The 17353-nt window shown below is 28.4% G+C and carries 9 protein-coding genes, 2 tRNA genes and 4 pseudogenes; 10 read left to right on the top strand and 5 right to left on the bottom strand.

Translation table 11 applies throughout. The features are described 5' to 3' along the window. The first annotated feature begins 441 nt into the window (after nt 1–441). The 5 genes and pseudogenes from OCHUTO_RS06225 to OCHUTO_RS06220 all read left to right on the top strand — a co-directional run. Entirely contained in the window at nt 442–1110 is a 669-nt protein-coding gene (locus tag OCHUTO_RS06225; protein ID WP_232296909.1) for a response regulator, read from the top strand. Nucleotides 1111–2057: 947 nt separating this feature from the next. Further along, on the top strand, nt 2058–4130 hold the full coding sequence (locus OCHUTO_RS01110; protein ID WP_084215313.1) for an autotransporter domain-containing protein: 2073 nt from the start codon (nt 2058–2060) through the stop codon (nt 4128–4130). A gap of 236 nt (nt 4131–4366) precedes the next feature. Continuing rightward, a pseudogene (gene traF, locus OCHUTO_RS01105) lies at nt 4367–4582 on the top strand (conjugal transfer protein TraF); the annotation flags it as partial. 29 nt (nt 4583–4611) lie between these two features. Beyond that, nucleotides 4612–5440, top strand: a pseudogene (locus OCHUTO_RS01100) (conjugal transfer protein TraH); the annotation flags it as partial. A gap of 161 nt (nt 5441–5601) precedes the next feature. Then, nucleotides 5602–5733: pseudogene (locus tag OCHUTO_RS06220) on the top strand (integrase arm-type DNA-binding domain-containing protein); the annotation flags it as partial. Nucleotides 5734–6591: 858 nt separating this feature from the next. On the opposite strand, the gene OCHUTO_RS01095 reads toward OCHUTO_RS06220, so the two are convergent. The 4 genes from OCHUTO_RS01095 to rsmG form a co-directional block, all read right to left on the bottom strand. Further along, nucleotides 6592–6668: transfer RNA gene (locus OCHUTO_RS01095), tRNA-Arg, on the bottom strand. Nucleotides 6669–7480: 812 nt separating this feature from the next. Then, nucleotides 7481–8356 (bottom strand): ParB/RepB/Spo0J family partition protein, encoded by an 876-nt coding sequence (locus OCHUTO_RS01090; RefSeq protein ID WP_045797028.1) that lies wholly within the window; start codon nt 8354–8356, stop codon nt 7481–7483. A 15-nt stretch (nt 8357–8371) separates the two neighbouring features. After that, complete coding sequence (locus tag OCHUTO_RS01085) at nt 8372–9169, bottom strand: ParA family protein (protein ID WP_045797027.1); 798 nt, start codon at nt 9167–9169, stop codon at nt 8372–8374. Nucleotides 9170–9172: 3 nt separating this feature from the next. Further along, complete coding sequence (gene rsmG, locus OCHUTO_RS01080) at nt 9173–9772, bottom strand: 16S rRNA (guanine(527)-N(7))-methyltransferase RsmG (RefSeq protein WP_084215311.1); 600 nt, start codon at nt 9770–9772, stop codon at nt 9173–9175. A 162-nt stretch (nt 9773–9934) separates the two neighbouring features. Between rsmG and tatC the strand changes: the two genes are divergently transcribed. After that, entirely contained in the window at nt 9935–10693 is a 759-nt protein-coding gene (tatC, locus tag OCHUTO_RS01075) for a twin-arginine translocase subunit TatC (RefSeq protein WP_045797026.1), read from the top strand. Continuing rightward, nucleotides 10671–11959 (top strand): annotated as a pseudogene (gene serS, locus OCHUTO_RS01070) (serine--tRNA ligase). The gene tatC and the pseudogene serS overlap by 23 nt, the downstream one beginning before the upstream one ends. A 6-nt stretch (nt 11960–11965) precedes the next feature. Here the strand turns inward: serS and rsmI are convergent. Then, nucleotides 11966–12823: a 16S rRNA (cytidine(1402)-2'-O)-methyltransferase gene (gene rsmI, locus OCHUTO_RS01065; protein ID WP_045797025.1), complete on the bottom strand. Its 858-nt coding sequence runs from the start codon at nt 12821–12823 to the stop codon at nt 11966–11968. A gap of 135 nt (nt 12824–12958) precedes the next feature. Between rsmI and OCHUTO_RS01060 the strand changes: the two genes are divergently transcribed. The 3 genes from OCHUTO_RS01060 to mutS all read left to right on the top strand — a co-directional run bounded on the left by OCHUTO_RS01060 (nt 12959) and on the right by mutS (nt 17347). Then, a tRNA-Arg gene (locus tag OCHUTO_RS01060) sits at nt 12959–13035 on the top strand. A gap of 96 nt (nt 13036–13131) precedes the next feature. After that, complete coding sequence (locus tag OCHUTO_RS01055) at nt 13132–14670, top strand: Npt1/Npt2 family nucleotide transporter (protein ID WP_045797024.1); 1539 nt, start codon at nt 13132–13134, stop codon at nt 14668–14670. A 16-nt stretch (nt 14671–14686) separates the two neighbouring features. Next, nucleotides 14687–17347, top strand: coding sequence for a DNA mismatch repair protein MutS (gene mutS / locus OCHUTO_RS01050; protein WP_045797023.1), 2661 nt, complete (start codon nt 14687–14689; stop codon nt 17345–17347). The last annotated feature ends 6 nt before the right edge of the window (nt 17348–17353 follow it).

Raw genomic sequence — 17353 nt, 5'->3', positions numbered from 1 at the left:
GAAAGAAAGAGTATTAACTATAATAACATTAGCTAATTCTGGTATTGAGAAATTGGTATCATATAGTAACAATTTACTTGATTTATCGAAGTTCGAACAAGGCGAATGGTATTTGATATAGAGTTAAATAATTTTCAATTCATGTTAAAAGAAATAGTTGCTGAATGTAGTAAACTCAACGTAACTGAAAACCATATAATTAGTTTAAATTATGTGATCAAGCTGAAACTATGTTTGATTTGATTATGCTAGAATAAGAAAAGTATGCTAAATCTTATTTCAAATGCAATTCAATATTCAATCTGGCATGTTCTAATTACAGTAAAGCCATACAAAAATGGATAGAAGTATCAGTTGAGGATGAGGAATAGGTATACCTGAGAATGAGCTTGAAAAAATTTTTTACCATTTGAAGAAAGAGCAAAACTAAATCTAAAGCTTGTGGTGTGGCTTAGGTTTAACGTTGCAAAAGAAATTATATTAGCACATCATGGCGAAATTTGGGCTGAAAATCGCCCTAATATAGGAAGTAAGTTTATCTTTAGTTACCATTACAACACCAGAAGGAGGTTTAATAAAGCTGTTTACAGTAAGAATGAAATTTTTCGTAAAACAGATGAAATGGAAAAATTATTGCTGGAATTTAGCTATGAATATCATTCTATAAAATCTCTTAAGGCGCTTGAGGAGCATATTAGAATCAATAAAAGTATTTTAATAGTTGATGATGATCAAAATGTTTTAGATACAATATCTTTGGATATATATGCTGAACGTTATAAGCCCACTCCAGTTAACAATCCTTTTGAAGCTATTAAGTTGATTAAGGAGAATCCAGAATTTTTCTCTTTAGTGCTGCTAGATATGGTAATGCCTGGTAAAAATGGAGAGCAAGTTGTACGAGAAATTCATACAATAACAAAAATGTATAGTATACCCATTATTATTCTATCTGGTCATACTCAGACTTATGAAACTAAACATTTACTTTATTCCATGGGAGTAACCGCATTTATTGAAAAACCTTATACCTACAATGAGCTGCATAATATTATCAACAATTATCTCAAGCAAGCCACTATTCCACTTCCTCCCTCTCGTTTCTCTTAGTTAACTTTAATCATTATATTTCCTTCCTTGGAAAGTTGAAAAATGATCAGTAAAAAGAGGTAAATTATGTATAAAATAGTTTAAGGGAATTGGTAATGATTAAGAGATCATCAATAGGAGATTAAAATTATCAAAGATAGAGGATTTCATGGAAAAAAGATGTAACAACACTCTATTCTGTAATAAGTATTCAGAAACTCTAATTATTAATATTATTAGTCACATTGCAAAAACTCTTCAAATATTTTTATATGAGCTATTTACAATTATGAAAACCTGATCTTAATGTACCTTTATACTGCTATTTTATTGTATTAAAAGCTAGAATGTTAAATTATTTAATATTCTTACTTAAATAATATTGTCATCTTAATTAAAGTATTAAGTTATCATACATAGACCTACATCAATTGCTATTTATTATTAAAAAACTTTCAGAAATAAATTTGATATTGCCGATCTTGGCAAAAAAACAGTATAAAGTTGGTTTTTGTGATTAAATTTACATTTGTTAATTAATGAACAATAAGAAATTTATAGTCTTAAACTAATTAAAAGGAAATTTAGATGATATGGTTCCCTATTCCTAAATTAATCAAGCATATTATTGGTTTATTATTTGGTAATAAATGCTATTTAAAGTGTGAATTAAAGTTAGTAACTAGTATAAAGAATTTATTTAACAATTGTTCGTCTTTGATTTTCAGTAAAATATTTTTAAGCATAACAAAAAAGTTAAGAAAATTTTCTTGCTAAAGCAATTAAAATATATTAATCTTCCTTAAGATTAAAGTAGTATAGTTAAATTGGTGATTATATCTATAAAGTAATTTTTAAATTATATAAAATTCTAAAATATATGTTATTTATAAAGCACTCTAGGGTTACATAATCTTTTTAATTTATTACAAAAAATATAAAATTATCTTAAATATATTACGCTATATATGATGAAAATTAATAAAAAAGTAGATTTAGCAAAAAAATTACTAATTATTTCTGCATTGTTTTTTACTACTGCGATTCAAAGCGCATCAAACATAGATATACTTAATAGTAAAATTAATCAGATATATGATAACAAAAGGAAATTATCTCAACTATCTCAACAACAGCAGCAACTAATCCAAGAAAAAAACAGAATAACGAAACAAATAATATTTAGTAATGATATATTCAAGTATGTAGTATTATTAAACGATTTAAGGAATGATGTAAATGCTACAATGCAATCTTTAAACGAGAAATATAATAATGATCCCAATAATAGGGATCATATGAAAGTCTTGTATGACCGTATATGTAGTACTTACGGTATAATATCTAAAATACCACAAGAAGTCAATAACCCCAATAATATTGTACCATTAAGAAACAAGTTACAGGCAAGAATAGGCCGAAGCCAAAACAGTGCCAATGAGACTAAGCATATTAATGAAGATATACAGGATTTCCAGCAAAAGATAAAGCAATTAGGAGATGGGATAACTAAATTTGAACAGGAAATAACAAATTTACCTTCAATCGATAATCTATCAATAAAATCAGTAGATCCAAACACAGCAGGTATGCTAAGGCTTATTAACATGCAGTTAAACACAATTAAAAGCGGCATAAATAGCATCTTAGCAGTACAGGGAGATGCTATTACACATGAAAACAATCTTATATCTTTATTTAATGAAATGGAACTTGCTATCAATAGTGCCCCTAACAGACTTAATCAAGCAATTCAAGATCTAGAAGTTTTTAAAAATGAAATGAAAAATATGATTGATCTTATATCAGCATTGCGCACAAACATAACACAATCCGGAGCACCTACCATGCAACAAGCAATGCTGCCGGATTTTGCAGATATGTTAGCTAATCTTTCTAGCCAACTTGATCAACAAGCACGGCAAATATCAGCACAATCGCAAGATCTTCTAAATCAGTTAAACATCCTAGATATAGCTAGGACAAGTCAACAGTATTACAATCAGGAGCTAGATATACTGCAACAACAGCTAGAACAGCAAATTAAAAGTTTTAAGAGTCAGCAACAAGCATTGCAAGCTGCTATTACAAATCATGATAAAATAACTAGTAATATTAATTTTGATGTTATTAGTACAGCTAGAGATGTTACAACATTAAGTCTATCTAAACTAACAGCTGAGCAAACCACATTGCCAGCAATGATAAGTTCTGGATCAAATATTTCTAATTGTTGGAATATTGATGGAAATATTTTCTTTGGTAAAGTTCAGCAAAAAGGAGAGAAGAATTATAATACAAGCATTAATGGAGCATTTATTACAGTAAATAAATATTTAAGCGAAAAGGTTATTATTGGTGCTACTGGTTTATATTCAAATCTTGATTTTATACACGATCAAAGTTCTGCTACAACAAGCAATGCATACTTATTTTCTTTAAATAGTAAATATCTTCCTCAGCAAAATGTTTTTATACAAGGTATACTTGGCGTTATTAAGTATGATAGTATAATCAGATATTACGATACTGTTCAACCTTCTGATAGCATGGGTTACTATAGTGATTGTATGTTAGGTGGAAATTTATATCCATTAAAACAACATCATCAAAAGATAATTGTTTCTCCAGTAGTGGGTATTATGTATACTAATCTTAAAGATTATAGTCATACATTCTTTAATAAATTTATTATAGGAGATAGAAGTCACGATATACTAACTGGTAGAGCAGGCATTATGATAAAATATGCTATTGAAAATAATAACATGTCCATAGTACCTGAGTTTTACAGCTATATTCATCGCTTATTGTATACTAACAGCAGTAATATGCAACTTAAATATGATGATGATACTATGCCACAAATATTTATTGTTTCTGAACCTGCTAAACAAATGCCTGAGTTGCTTTATCAATTGGGAGGAGCGATAACTATATGGAGTAATCAGATAGGATTAGGAGTATCAGGTAATATCTACTTATCTAAAGAAGAGTATATTTCTTATATTGGATCCATATATTTTAAAGCTAGATTCTAACGTATAATAGGAAGATGTTTAATGACCTTGTCCACTGAAAAATCATGAAAAGCATATATCAAATTATAGAAAAGATTTATCTATTTCTAAAAAGATCTTGAAAGAATAGCAAGTGCTGAGGATCAATGGTAGTGGTGTTCCTTTCTGATGATATTATGGCAAGTCTAGCTAGTGCAGATAGTTGATAAATAGCGCCAGTGGTATAAAAGTAATACTTAACTTGCTGTGTTATTTATTGTTTGTTCTGTAAGGCATTTATTCCTACTGTTCAAAGCTTTGCTGATAAATATAAATTTCAACTGTTAGCTGTTAGTAAGAATAATGAGTTGCTGAATAAATTAAACCCGGAACACATTGTACCAGTGTTGTATTTGATGGCTAGTAACGGCAGGAAAATATATCCAATAGCTAGAGGAATAGTCTCTGAGGATAAAATTATCGACAATATTTAGCAATTGTATTACCAAATTAGAGGTAGTTTATGAGCTTAAGGAAGCAAATTTTGTGCTACTATTTTTTTTTGCAAATGCCAACACTACTGGCTTGGAACATATTGAATGTGTTTCAAGGAATGAGTGTTAATGTAACTAGCATCGTATCAAGATCAAGCAGCTGGATATTATGCAGCTGGTGGATTATCAGCTCGAACAAGCCGAACATCATTTCATCCGTTTGCTATGACTCCCCACCATCATTAAGCATGAGCTGTAGCGGTATTGATGCTTATCTTGGCAGCTTCTCAATTATTTCAGGAGAAGAACTAGTACAACTAATGAAAAACATTGGCTCTCAGGCTAAGGTTTATGCTTTTTCATTAGGTTTAAAAACCTTTACTCCGCAGATTGAGAATGCTTTAAAAGACTTGCTTAACCTGGCAATGGAGATGAATCAATTTGCTAAAGGAGACTGTGAGTTAACTAAATCATTATTTGCAGCAACTTTACCAAAAACTTGGACTATGAGAGAATCTGTTTGCCATGATATACAGTCGTAAGGCGGTTTTGATTACCTTTTTGCTGCACGTAAAACGATTCTTTGACTCAAAAAAGAGCTTTACAACAGGTACAAAGTAGAGAGCCAGAAATAATGCTTGATGATTTCTTGATTAAAGCTGCAGAGAAAGCTGGTATTCCAGATAATATGCGTAATTCAATTATGTCTATAACTGGTACCATTGTTGTTGTAAATAATAACGTGAACTTTTTTGATTCTTTAGCTAAGGATGAAAAAAGTCGGATTAGTCACCTAAAAGGTGAAAAATCTGCTTCTCGATTTATAGATGTGATAGTAGAAGTTGCCTAAATCCAAACTCTAAAACGAAATACTAACATATTTATGGCTTCAATAATATTAAAGTTTACAAATCGAGTACTAAGTAGACTCCGAATGAAAAAACAGTTTATAGAGATCAAAAGTGGACTTGTCTTAAGAGTATCAAGAAGAAAAATATTTAGATAAGAAATATAGAAAAGAGGAACTAAAACTAAAGATAAGGACATATCCAGATTTATCAGTTAGAGATGCTAGAAAAATAGCAAGAGAATTCAAGACATTAATGGCAAAAGGAATAGATCAGGAGGAATTAAGAATTACAAGTGAATGAATGCTATCAAGTGATAGGAGCGGGAGCAGATAGCATCCATAATAGGATTGTATAAAATTTTTCAAAAGGCTAGCATAGAAAACTTAAGAATACAAGATTTAAAAGAGAATTTGAAAGTTGGATAGCAGATGCTGGTATAAGTTAATATATGATTGGTGCAGCATTGAATCATAGTAATATAAAATTAACTGATATTTATGCTAAAGTTAGTTTAGAACCAGTACTAAGGCAGTTTTTGACTACTTGAGGATTAAAGAAATGTTGCTCAATATCTTTATCAGTTAACTTTGAAACATGAAAAGATAAATGTAATTATAGCTTATTGTTATAGTTACTAATGGATTTTTCAGAATATTAAAAAATAATAGTAGTTAATTTTATCTACATAATAACCTGTAAAACCTTCTGTAAACCATTTGGACCTTTCAATATATTATTATACCAAAATTGCAGTCCTTCATGATTAAATACACGATATAAACTTTTTTCATTAGAATTAGGATTAATAAAAGCTATAATTCAGATATAAATGTTTAGCATATTATTGCGAATAAGACTTACCTTGAATGTCGTAGTTAAATCTGCCTGCAAAAGCAAAACATAATTTCTGTAGTACTATGAAAGGAACAGAAAATTTTAAAGAGAGATAGATAAAAAAAAACTAATACATATCAAATATATGCAAATATTAAAAGAATAGCCGGGATTAGCAAAAGATATGAAAAATATAGAATCATATCTGGGGTTGGAGTACTTTTTTTGAGAGGATTAATAATGTGTCCTAAAATCTTGTAACGACATACTATAGCATGACTTGTTTTGCTATTTTTTGATTTTACTGTAAAATAAATTTAAAAATGGTGCACCTGAAAGGACTCAAACCTCCAACCTCATGATCCGTAGTCATGTGCTCTATTCAGTTAAGCTACAGGTGCATAACATAAAAATATAAACATTCAAAAATCTAGAAGGTAGATATTATAAAAACACAAATAAAATGCTGCAAAACTTTGCTTCTTACCGTATCTTTAATTTTTACAATTCTACACAATAAATTTATATATAAACATTTGTATTTTCAACAAAATTAACTAATTTTATAAAAAAACATATTACATATTAATGTCAAGATAATAATACATCTAATATGAAATCTTTGACTATCTCGTTCTTTTCTTGCTTTACTACTTGTAAAAATTTCGGCATTTCATCGTAAGTTAGACTACGTTCTCTCGCTTGCATTTTATGTTCTCTATTTCTAGTGTAGTTTTTTTTCTATTAGACCCTGTTTTCTATATTTCTTATCTAAATAAACTTGTTCCACTACTTGATACTCTAAACACAAGTCCTCTTTCATTTTCATCTCTATTTTCGGCATTGTGCTTTAATTTTTTTATAATATTGACAAATTTTGTAAATTTAATTAAAGATAAAAAAATAAATATCTGAATAATATCATGAAGCGTGATTATAGATTTATTAAAAATCAAAATCAACTAATGCTTGATTTTAACGGTTTTCATAGTACTAAGATTACTATTACCAGTATAGAAAATATTTGTATGATTTAAAAACAGTCGGAACTAATGATCATATATGTATATACTTTCGATGATTTTAAAATGTTAATGGCAGTATAATTCCTAAAATCTCAGATTTTGGGTAAATTATTATAAATATGCCATACAGATGCGACGGAACCAGACTCAAGTGATATTGAAATAATAATAAAAAATCTTAAATTTTGCTACTTTATTCTTGATAAAATGGTATCTAATTTTTCTAGACTGGAAAAAAAGATAGTTATTTTGCCTCTCTGATTTGAATTTTCAATAATAACTTTTGTGTTCAGTTTTTCTGATAAAGTTTGCGTAAGTATACGCAATTCATCTAATTCTGAGCTAGTGACATGCTTAATTATATTATTGTTTAATTTATTTTTATTATTTAATTTTTTTATATATGCTTCTGTTTGTCGTACATTCAAATTTTGATTAATAATTGTTTCAATTATTTTAGCTGCATCTTCATAACCAACAAGAGTTCTAGCATGCCCCATAGTAATTTTACCTTGAATCAAACTCTCTTTAACTGATATAGGTAAACTGTTAAGTCTCAATAGATTAGCAATATGGCTACGACTTTTACCTAAAATTTTACTTAAACCTTCTTGAGTAAAGTTGAATTCCTCAATCAGTCTTAAGTATCCTTCAGCTTCTTCTATAATATTTAGTTTTTCTCTTTGAATATTTTCAATTAATGCTACTTGTAATGCTTGATTATTGTCAATCTCCATAATAACAACCGGCACTTCAATTATATTAGCTATTTTAGCAGCTCTCCACCTGCGTTCTCCAGCAATTATAATATATTTATCTGCTTCTTTAGTTTTATTAACAATTATAGGCTGTAATATACCATGCGCTAGTATTGATTTAGATAGCTCTATTAAACTGTCATGGTCAAAAGCTTTTCTTGGTTGATTAGAATTAACAATCAACTGATGTATATTTAAAATACTAATAGAATCATTTTGAGCAATATTAGAAGAAGAGCTACCAATATTATCGTTTAATAAAGCTGATAGGCCTCTTCCTAATCCTCGAGTTTTAGATGTGCGCATTTTTTATATTATCCATTAATTTGTACCTAATATTTCCTTAGCTAGGTGCATGTATGCTATAGATCCTAAGCATTTAGGATCGTATAAAATTACTGGTTTGCCAAAAGATGGAGCTTCAGATATTCTAACATTTCTTGGAATTACAGTTTTAAATACTAAATTTTTCAGATGCTTTCGAACATCTTCTTCAACTTGCAAAGTTAATTTATTTCTTCTATCATGCATAGTTAATAATATACCTTGAATTTTTAGATTAGGATTGAATTTTTGTTTAAACCTATCAATAATTTTTAAAAGTTGGCTTAGTCCTACTAGGGCTAAAAATTCACATTGCATAGGAATAATTACTTGAGTAGCAGCTGTTAAAGCATTTAAAGTTAGTAATCCTAAAGAAGGCAAACAGTCTACTATTATATAATCATATTGAGACTGAATATAGCTAAGAGCTAATTTTAATTTTGATTCTTTATCTTGTTCAGCAATAAGTTCAATTTCAGTAGCGCTAAGATCAATGTTAGAAATTATTATATCTAAATTAGGTACTATGGTTGGCACTAGTAAAGAATGAACAATATTATATGCTTGCTCAGAAATATTAATATTACGGTTAATAAAAATTTGATATATACTTTTTTTAGTGTTTAACTCATTTATTCCAAATCCTATACTTGCGTTGCCTTGAGGATCTAGATCGATAAGAAGTGTTTTTTTTCCTACCGCTGCAAATGCTGTTGCTAAATTAGTAGCAGTAGTAGTTTTACCTACGCCTCCTTTTTGATTAACAATGACTACAATTTGTGTGTTATTATTCATTGCTTATCGCATTTTAATTTCTAGTATATATGAATTATGCTTAGTACAACTTTGATATAACTTATAATTAAATTCATTATGTAATAATGATTGAGTGATTTCATTTTGTGGACTTTTACCTTTTAAAATTAAATATTTTTCTTTAATAATAAATTTTTTAGTATAAGACAATATTGTATCTATATTTGCTAGCGCTCTAACAGTCACAATATCACATTTTATCTTTAAGTTTTGTATTTTATCATTTATTATTTCAATCTTTTGCTCAGATAATTGAGCAGCTTGTAATAAAAAAGCAGCTTTACGGCTATCAGATTCTATCAGTACTACTTTTTTTATCCCTGCTATAGACAATACTACTCCTGGAAATCCAGCCCCACTACCTAAATCTACTAAAATAATATCTTTATTGTGAATGTAATTTAATAATTGTATAGAATCCAAAATATGCCTTTGCCAAAAGTTTTGTAAAGTAGTTGCTGAAACTAAATTTATTTTTGAATTCCATTTACTTAATAACGAATAATACTTTTGAAATTTATCAAATGTTTCACGTGAAACATTATAATTAACATTTAAAAGGTTATGCATTGATTGAAACATATTTACACTTCTGAAATTATCTTTTCATTAAATAACAAAGCATAAATTATTCAACTTTTTATTTTTAATGATATTATATTGCAAAAAATGTTTCACATGAAACATTTTTATGAACCATTTTTTCCATAATAGCATATATAATATCATTAAACCAATGTAACTATGAATTTTAAAACTTATAAATTCAGTGAACATCTAGCTGAACTTAAAGTTAGAGTATTAAAAGTACTAATTTGTTTTTTGCTAGCTTGTGGAATAAGTTATTGCTATAGTAAAAACATATACAATTTTTTAACTATTCCACTAAAAAATATCTTACCTGATCAAAGTCATAGAATGATATACACTGGTTTAGCAGAGGGATTCTTTACTTATCTACAATTGTCATTTTATACGGGATTTTTAATTATCATTCCAATATTATCAGCACAAATTTACTTCTTTATAGCTCCAGGATTGTATAAGTCTGAAAAATACTATTTTAGAATTTTGATATTTATATCACCAATATTATTTTATCTTGGCAACTTATTTGCTTTTTTCTTAGTAATACCTAATGCATGTTATTTCTTTTTAGGATTTGAATCACTAAAAGATACTGGACTTCCAATAGTCTTAGAAGCAAGAATGAGTGAATATTTAACTTTATTAATACAATTTAGTTTAGCTTTTGGTATTTCCTTTGAGTTACCATTAATATTAATAATGTTAAATTTATTAAATATTATTTCGATATCAACATTAATAAAAAAAAGAAGAATAGCTATAGTACTAAACTTCATAATAGCTGCTGTATTAACTCCACCAGATATTATAAGTCAGTTCGCTCTTGCAACTCCATTGATTTTATTATATGAGGCTTCTATAATAACATGTAAAATTTTAAAGTCGAGAACAAATGCTAGACATAAAGTGGATTAGAGAAAATCCAAGTAAACTTGATGAGTTATTAAGTAAACGAGGAATTAATTCAGTATCTAAATCAATAATGCATATTGATTTAAAAAAAAGAAAATTAATAGCTTTAATTCAACAATTACAGCATGAAAGAAAAGAAAAATCTAATTATATAGCCTGTGCTCATAATAAATCAAGCGTAGAGTGTGAAAAGATACAAAGTGATGTTAAACTTATTAATCAAAAAATAGATAAGCTAGAAAATTCATTATTTCATTATGAAAAAAAGTTTTCTGAAATTATGAATAATCTTCCCAATATAGCTGCCGATGAGGTACCATACGGTGTTAATAGTGATATGAATAAAGTGCTTAGAGAGTGTGGTACAATTCAAATATAAAATCACCTAAACATCATTATGAAATTGGAAAGAATTTAGGAATGATGGATTTTAATATAGCTACTAAGATGTCAGGTAGTAGGTTTGTAATTTTAAAACATGATCTTGCCAAACTTGAAAGAGCTTTAATTAATTTTATGATTGATATTCATACTACTGAATTCAATTTTTTTGAAGTATCTCCACCATATCTTGTTAAAAATCATGCTATGTATAATGTTGGCCAATTGCCTAAATTTTCTGACGCATCATTTGAAACTACTACTGGGTATAGATTAATACCTACTGGAGAAGTGCCACTAACTAATATTTTTGCTAATACCACCTTATTAGAAGATGAATTACCGATAAAATTAGTAGCCTTTACTCCTTGTTTTAGATCGGAAGTAGGAAGTGCTGGTAAAGATGTTAAAGGTATGTTACGAATGCATCAATTTGGAAAAGTAGAACTTTTCACTATTACTACTCCTGGAACTGCAACTAGAGAATTTGAGTATCTTACTACTGCTGCTGAAAAAATTCTGGAAAAATTAGGTTTACCATATAGAGTAGTGTTATTATGTAGCGGTGACATGGGATTTGCTGCACATAAAACTTATGACCTTGAAGTATGGTTACCAGCACAAAATTGTTATAGAGAAATTTCAAGTTGTTCGCATTTTGGTGATTTTCAAGCTAGAAGATCACTAAGTAAATATAAAGAACTCGGTTCTAAAAAAGTTAGATTTTTGCACACCATTAATGGATCTGGGCTTGCTATTGGTAGAACTATCATTGCTATTTTAGAAAACTATCAAAATCCAGATGGATCAGTTATTATTCCAGAAAATCTTAGAAATTATATGGGAGGGCAAAAGCTTATCACTCCATTAACAAAAAAAGTATTTTAATATATTTTACTGCAAACTATTTTTTATTTTTGTCACTAACTTATACAAATCAGATTTGTTATGTAGTTGATTACTGGTATCATAAATTAAATTTACGATATCTTTTGTTGTGAATTTTTGCTTAATAAATTTACGTATTTTGTTTTCTATTAAAAATTGCGATTGTTTTATATTAGAGTATGATGCAAACTGAGGGGAAATTAGCAATACTAGTTCCCCTTTTACTAGATTACTCTGATAATATTGAATCATTGCTTTAACTTTCATTTTTTTTACTTCTTGATGAATTTTTGTTAATTCACGAGCAATGCATACTTCAGTATCACCTAAAATTTTTAATATACTACTAAGAGATGAAAGTAACCGCTTTGCTGTTTCAAAAGCAATAATGGTTAAATCAGAATTACAAAGTGTTCTTAGAATCTTCTCTTTGGAGGTAGTAGTTTTAGGCAAAAATCCTAAAAACATAAATTTATCAGTTGGCATAGCTGAGATAGTTAATGCAGCAATAATAGAACAAGCGCCAGGAATTATATCAACATAGCAATCATTTTCTTGCAGAAATTTTATGAGCTTATAACCAGGATCTGATATTAATGGTGTACCAGCATCAGAAATTAAGCTAACTACTTCTTTATTAATAATCAAACTTTTAACATATTCTCTAGTTTCAAGTGTACTATGGTCGTTATATATTATTAATTTTTTGTTAACATTATATTCTGTTAATAACTTCTGAGATTTTCTAGTATCTTCACATAATATGTAGCTGGAACATTGCAATATTTCTAGTGCTCTAATTGTGATATCCTTAAAATTACCGATAGGAGTAGCGACAATATATAACCCAGGCTTATAAGACATACTTAAACAAGAATATGAAATTAGTTCAATTATTTTTAGTTGCAATAAAAGATGCTTATTAATATAATGGACTTGGTATTAAAAAGCACAAGTAAATTGTTAATAATTATTGATCAGGGCAAGTGTTTTAATCAAGCACTCGTAGCTTAATTGGATAGAGTATTGCCCTCCGAAGGCAAAGGTTGTTGGTTCAAGTCCAATCGGGTGCACCAAAAAAGATTTTTCATTATGCAATTAATAAATGCAGTTATACTGCCAATACATTAAAAAATTAATTGGTACAACACTTGATAGCCTTCAAAAATGTCATGTTTTATATGCAATATAATTCGGGCTTCTCTTATTTTCAAAAACTATGCAACAGCAAACTACGACAAATATTATGGCCAATTAGAGCATCAGAGCTAAGGAAATTTTTTTTAATGGCTTTGTTAATGTTTGCTGTTCTATTAAATCAAAATATTGTTAGAGCCATTAAAAATACTATTGTTACAACTCAAATCGGAGCAGAATCAATTAGTTTTATAAAATTCTGGGGAGAAATGCCAGTTGGTTTTTTGTTTATTCTTTTCTACTCAAAATTATGTAATGCAGTTACAGCTGAAAAAGCGTTTAGAATTATAGTTTTTTCTTTTTTTTTATTTTTTGTAACCTATAGCTTTATTATCTTACCAAATCATAAATTTTTTTATCCAAATCCTGAAACCATTGAACTATATACATTACAATTTCCTCACCTTAAATGGTTTATAAAAATGTGGGGACATTGGGGAGATGTATTATTCTATATAATAGGAGAATTATGGCCTATTGTAGTTTTCTCATTACTTTATTGGCAATTAGCTAATAAGATTACTACTACTGAAGAAGCTACACATTTTTACCCCTTTCTTACTTTATTTGGTCAATCAAATTTACTGCTATCTGGTAATATAGTAGTTTATTTTTCTAGAGAAAACCATATTTTCATAAAATTGTTTAGTAGCGAATTAACTACAGATGAAATACTGATAAAATCACTAATGATAATTGTTATTCTATCAACTATTATCATATTATTATTACATCGCTTCATAGAAACTCGCATAGTACATTCATTTATGAGCAACAAAGCAAGTTTAAATCAATGCTTTAAAATGAATCTTAAAGAAAGCATAAAAGTGATTTTGTCATCTAGATATTTATGGCAAATTTGCTGTATGATTATCTCTTATAGCGTTGTAATAAATATTATAGAAGGAGTATGGATGTCTAAAATTCAAGAATTATATTCTACTACTGAACAATTTATGACATACCAAGGTACAATACTTATTTATACTGGAATAAGTTCAATAATCTGTTCATTTTTAAGTTGTAGTATAATTCGTTATTTAGGATGGTATTATGGAGCAGTTATTACCCCGGTAATAATTTTAGTTGTTGGAACATGTTTTTTTTTTAGTATTGCATTAGAAAATTATCTTGAATCAATAATACATTGTGTGTCATCATTATCTATCATTGTGTTAATTGGAACTATACAAAATGTCCTAGCTAAAGGAGTAAAATATTCTATATTTGATGCTACTAAGGAAATGGCTTATATTCCTCTTGATGATGAAATAAAAACTAAAGGTAAGGCTGCAGTTGAAGTTGCTGGAGCAAAAATTGGCAAAGCAGTTAGTAGCATTATGCAATTTTCAATTTTTTCAATTATGCCATTTATCAAATATGATGATATTATCATATTCTTAACTATATTATTTATCATTGTATGTATATTTTGGATATTAAATGTTAAGTTTTTACATAAAAATTATATTGCTTTATTAATATCTGATAACAAGAAAAAACACCGTATTTAAAAATTATTGTTGGCTAATGCTTACTAGAGAAGATTTTAGAAATAAGTATCAATATTGTCAAGCAACACCAATGCTGCAGCAATATCTTGATATAAAATTTTTACATCAGTACTGTATTCTTTTATTTCGTGTAGGTGATTTTTATGAATTGTTTTTTGATGATGCTATTACTGTAAGTAAATTATTGGGGCTTGCTTTAGCTAAAAAAGGAAAACATGCTGGTCAAGATTTACCGATGTGTGGAATACCACATCATGCTCTAGAGTCTTACTTACCAAGGTTAGTTGAACAAGAATATAAAGTTGCATTATGTGAGCAGCTAGAATCACCAGAAGAAGCAAAAAAAAGAGATGGATACAAGGCTGTAGTAAAAAGAGATGTAGTAAGAATTATTACTGCTGGTACTATAACTGAAGAAAATTTAATCAAAGCTAATGCTCCTAATTATTTAGCTGCAATTGTCATCCATAAAGATACAGCATCTATATGTTATTGTGATGTTAGCACTGTAGAATTTATAGTTATTGATGTTGCAATACATCATTTAACTAGTGAATTATCAAGAATTAATCCTAAAGAAATAATTTTATCAGAGTCTATACAACATAATTCAAGTTTATTAGCTTTATTTGATAATTATAAACAAAAAATAGTATATCAAGTAGAAAGTTATTTTTCATTCAATAAAGCCCAAAGAATAATTCAAAATTATTATGAAATTATTACAATTGACTCTATAGGTAGTCTTAATAATGCTCAAGTATCAACAGTGGGAGCTATTCTTGAGTATCTTAATATTATACAAAAGCATAGTAAATCTAAGTTACCATTTCCACAAATAGTTAGTCATGAAAATTTTATGCTAATTGATGCTTCAGCAAGGAAAAATTTAGAGCTAACATCTGCTCTAAATGGAAATTTTAAAGGTAGCTTATTGTCAGTAATCGATGCTACAGTAACAAATCAAGGGGGCAGGTTGTTATACAAATTTCTTTCGACTCCTTTAGCAAATGTTAACTCAATTAATTCAAGATTACAGGTAACAGATTTTTTTTATCAAAACTTACAGCTAGTTGAAAATTTAAGACAGATTATTAAGTCAGCACCAGATATAGAACGGGCACTAAGTAGAATATTAATAGCAAAAGCATTACCTAAAGACCTAGAATGCATCAAAATATCTTTAAAATTAGCATTAAACATTAAAGAAGAACTAGCAAAAGTTTTAGATCAAAATATTCCTAAATATCTAGAGAAAATTTATAATCCATTATTTGGAGATAATGAATTATATAATCTACTAGACTCAGCTTTATTAACTGACCTACCTAATAGTACTAATGATGGTGGATTTATAAAAAGTAGTTACAATGCTAAATTAGCTGAACTACGCCATTTAGTTCATAATAGCTCGAACTTTATTGAACAATTAAAGTTACAATATCGTCAGGAAACATTAGTTGATACATTAAAAATCTGCCGTAACAATGTTTTAGGGTTATTTATTGAAGTTAGTAGTAAAAATGCTCATAAAATTACTGATCACAAGTTTATATATAAGCAAACTACTACTACTGCTGTTCGATTTACTACTAATGAATTACAGAATTTAGAAGCTGAAATGCTTAATGCAAATGGTATGATTATAGCTCTCGAACAAGAGATTTTAGTCGAGCTATGTAAGGCTATATCTTTAAAATCTAAAAAATTAAACAATTTAGCAAAGAGCATTAGCTTAATAGATGTATTTTGTAATTTTGCATATATATCACATGAATATAATTACTGCAGACCGGAGATTACAAATGATTTAGCTTTTAATATTGTCGCTGGTCGACATTCTGTAATTGAAAAATTAATAACGAAAAAGCATGAAAATTTCATTAATAATGACTGCAATTTACAAAATAATCAGAGAATATGGTTAATTACTGGTCCAAATATGGCTGGCAAAAGTACATTTTTACGTCAAAATGCAATAATTGTAATACTTGCTCAGATAGGTTGCTATGTTCCGGCTCAGTCAGCTCAAATCGGAGTAGTTGATAAATTATTTAGTCGTATTGGAGCAGCTGATGATCTTGCCAGTGGACAATCAACTTTTATGGTTGAAATGGTAGAAACATCTGTGATTTTAGCTCAGTCTACATTTAGGTCGCTTGTAATATTAGATGAAATTGGTCGTGGCACTTCTACTTATGATGGCATATCAATTGCATGGTCTTGTCTTGAGTATATTCATAACAATATTAGCTGCAGATGTTTGTTTGCTACTCACTATCATGAATTAGTAGATCTAGCTTCAAAATTACCGTCGCTAAAAAATTTTACTGTAAAAATTCATGATTCAGATGGTAAATTATCCTTTTTATATAAAATTATTGAAGGAGCAGCAAATAAATCATACGGAATCCATGTTGCTGAGCTTGCTGGTTTACCTCAAATAGTTCTTAAAAGAGCTAAAGAAATATTACTTGAGCTTGAACATAATAAGGCTGATATTAGTCAATTTAAGAGCGATACTATACAAAATAATACAACATTACCACCTGCTTATCCTATTAAAACAATAGAAATCATAAAACAACTCAATCCTGATCAATTAACTCCTAAAGAAGCATTAAATATGATTTATAAAATTAAAAACATAGCCTCATTAGAAGAAACAACCTGTTAGTATTGA

This window comes from Orientia chuto str. Dubai (assembly GCF_000964595.1).
Lineage (GTDB): Bacteria > Pseudomonadota > Alphaproteobacteria > Rickettsiales > Rickettsiaceae > Orientia > Orientia mediorientalis.
The sequence above is the reverse complement of the archived record's forward strand: the minus strand, read 5'-3'. Positions and strand labels throughout refer to the sequence as shown.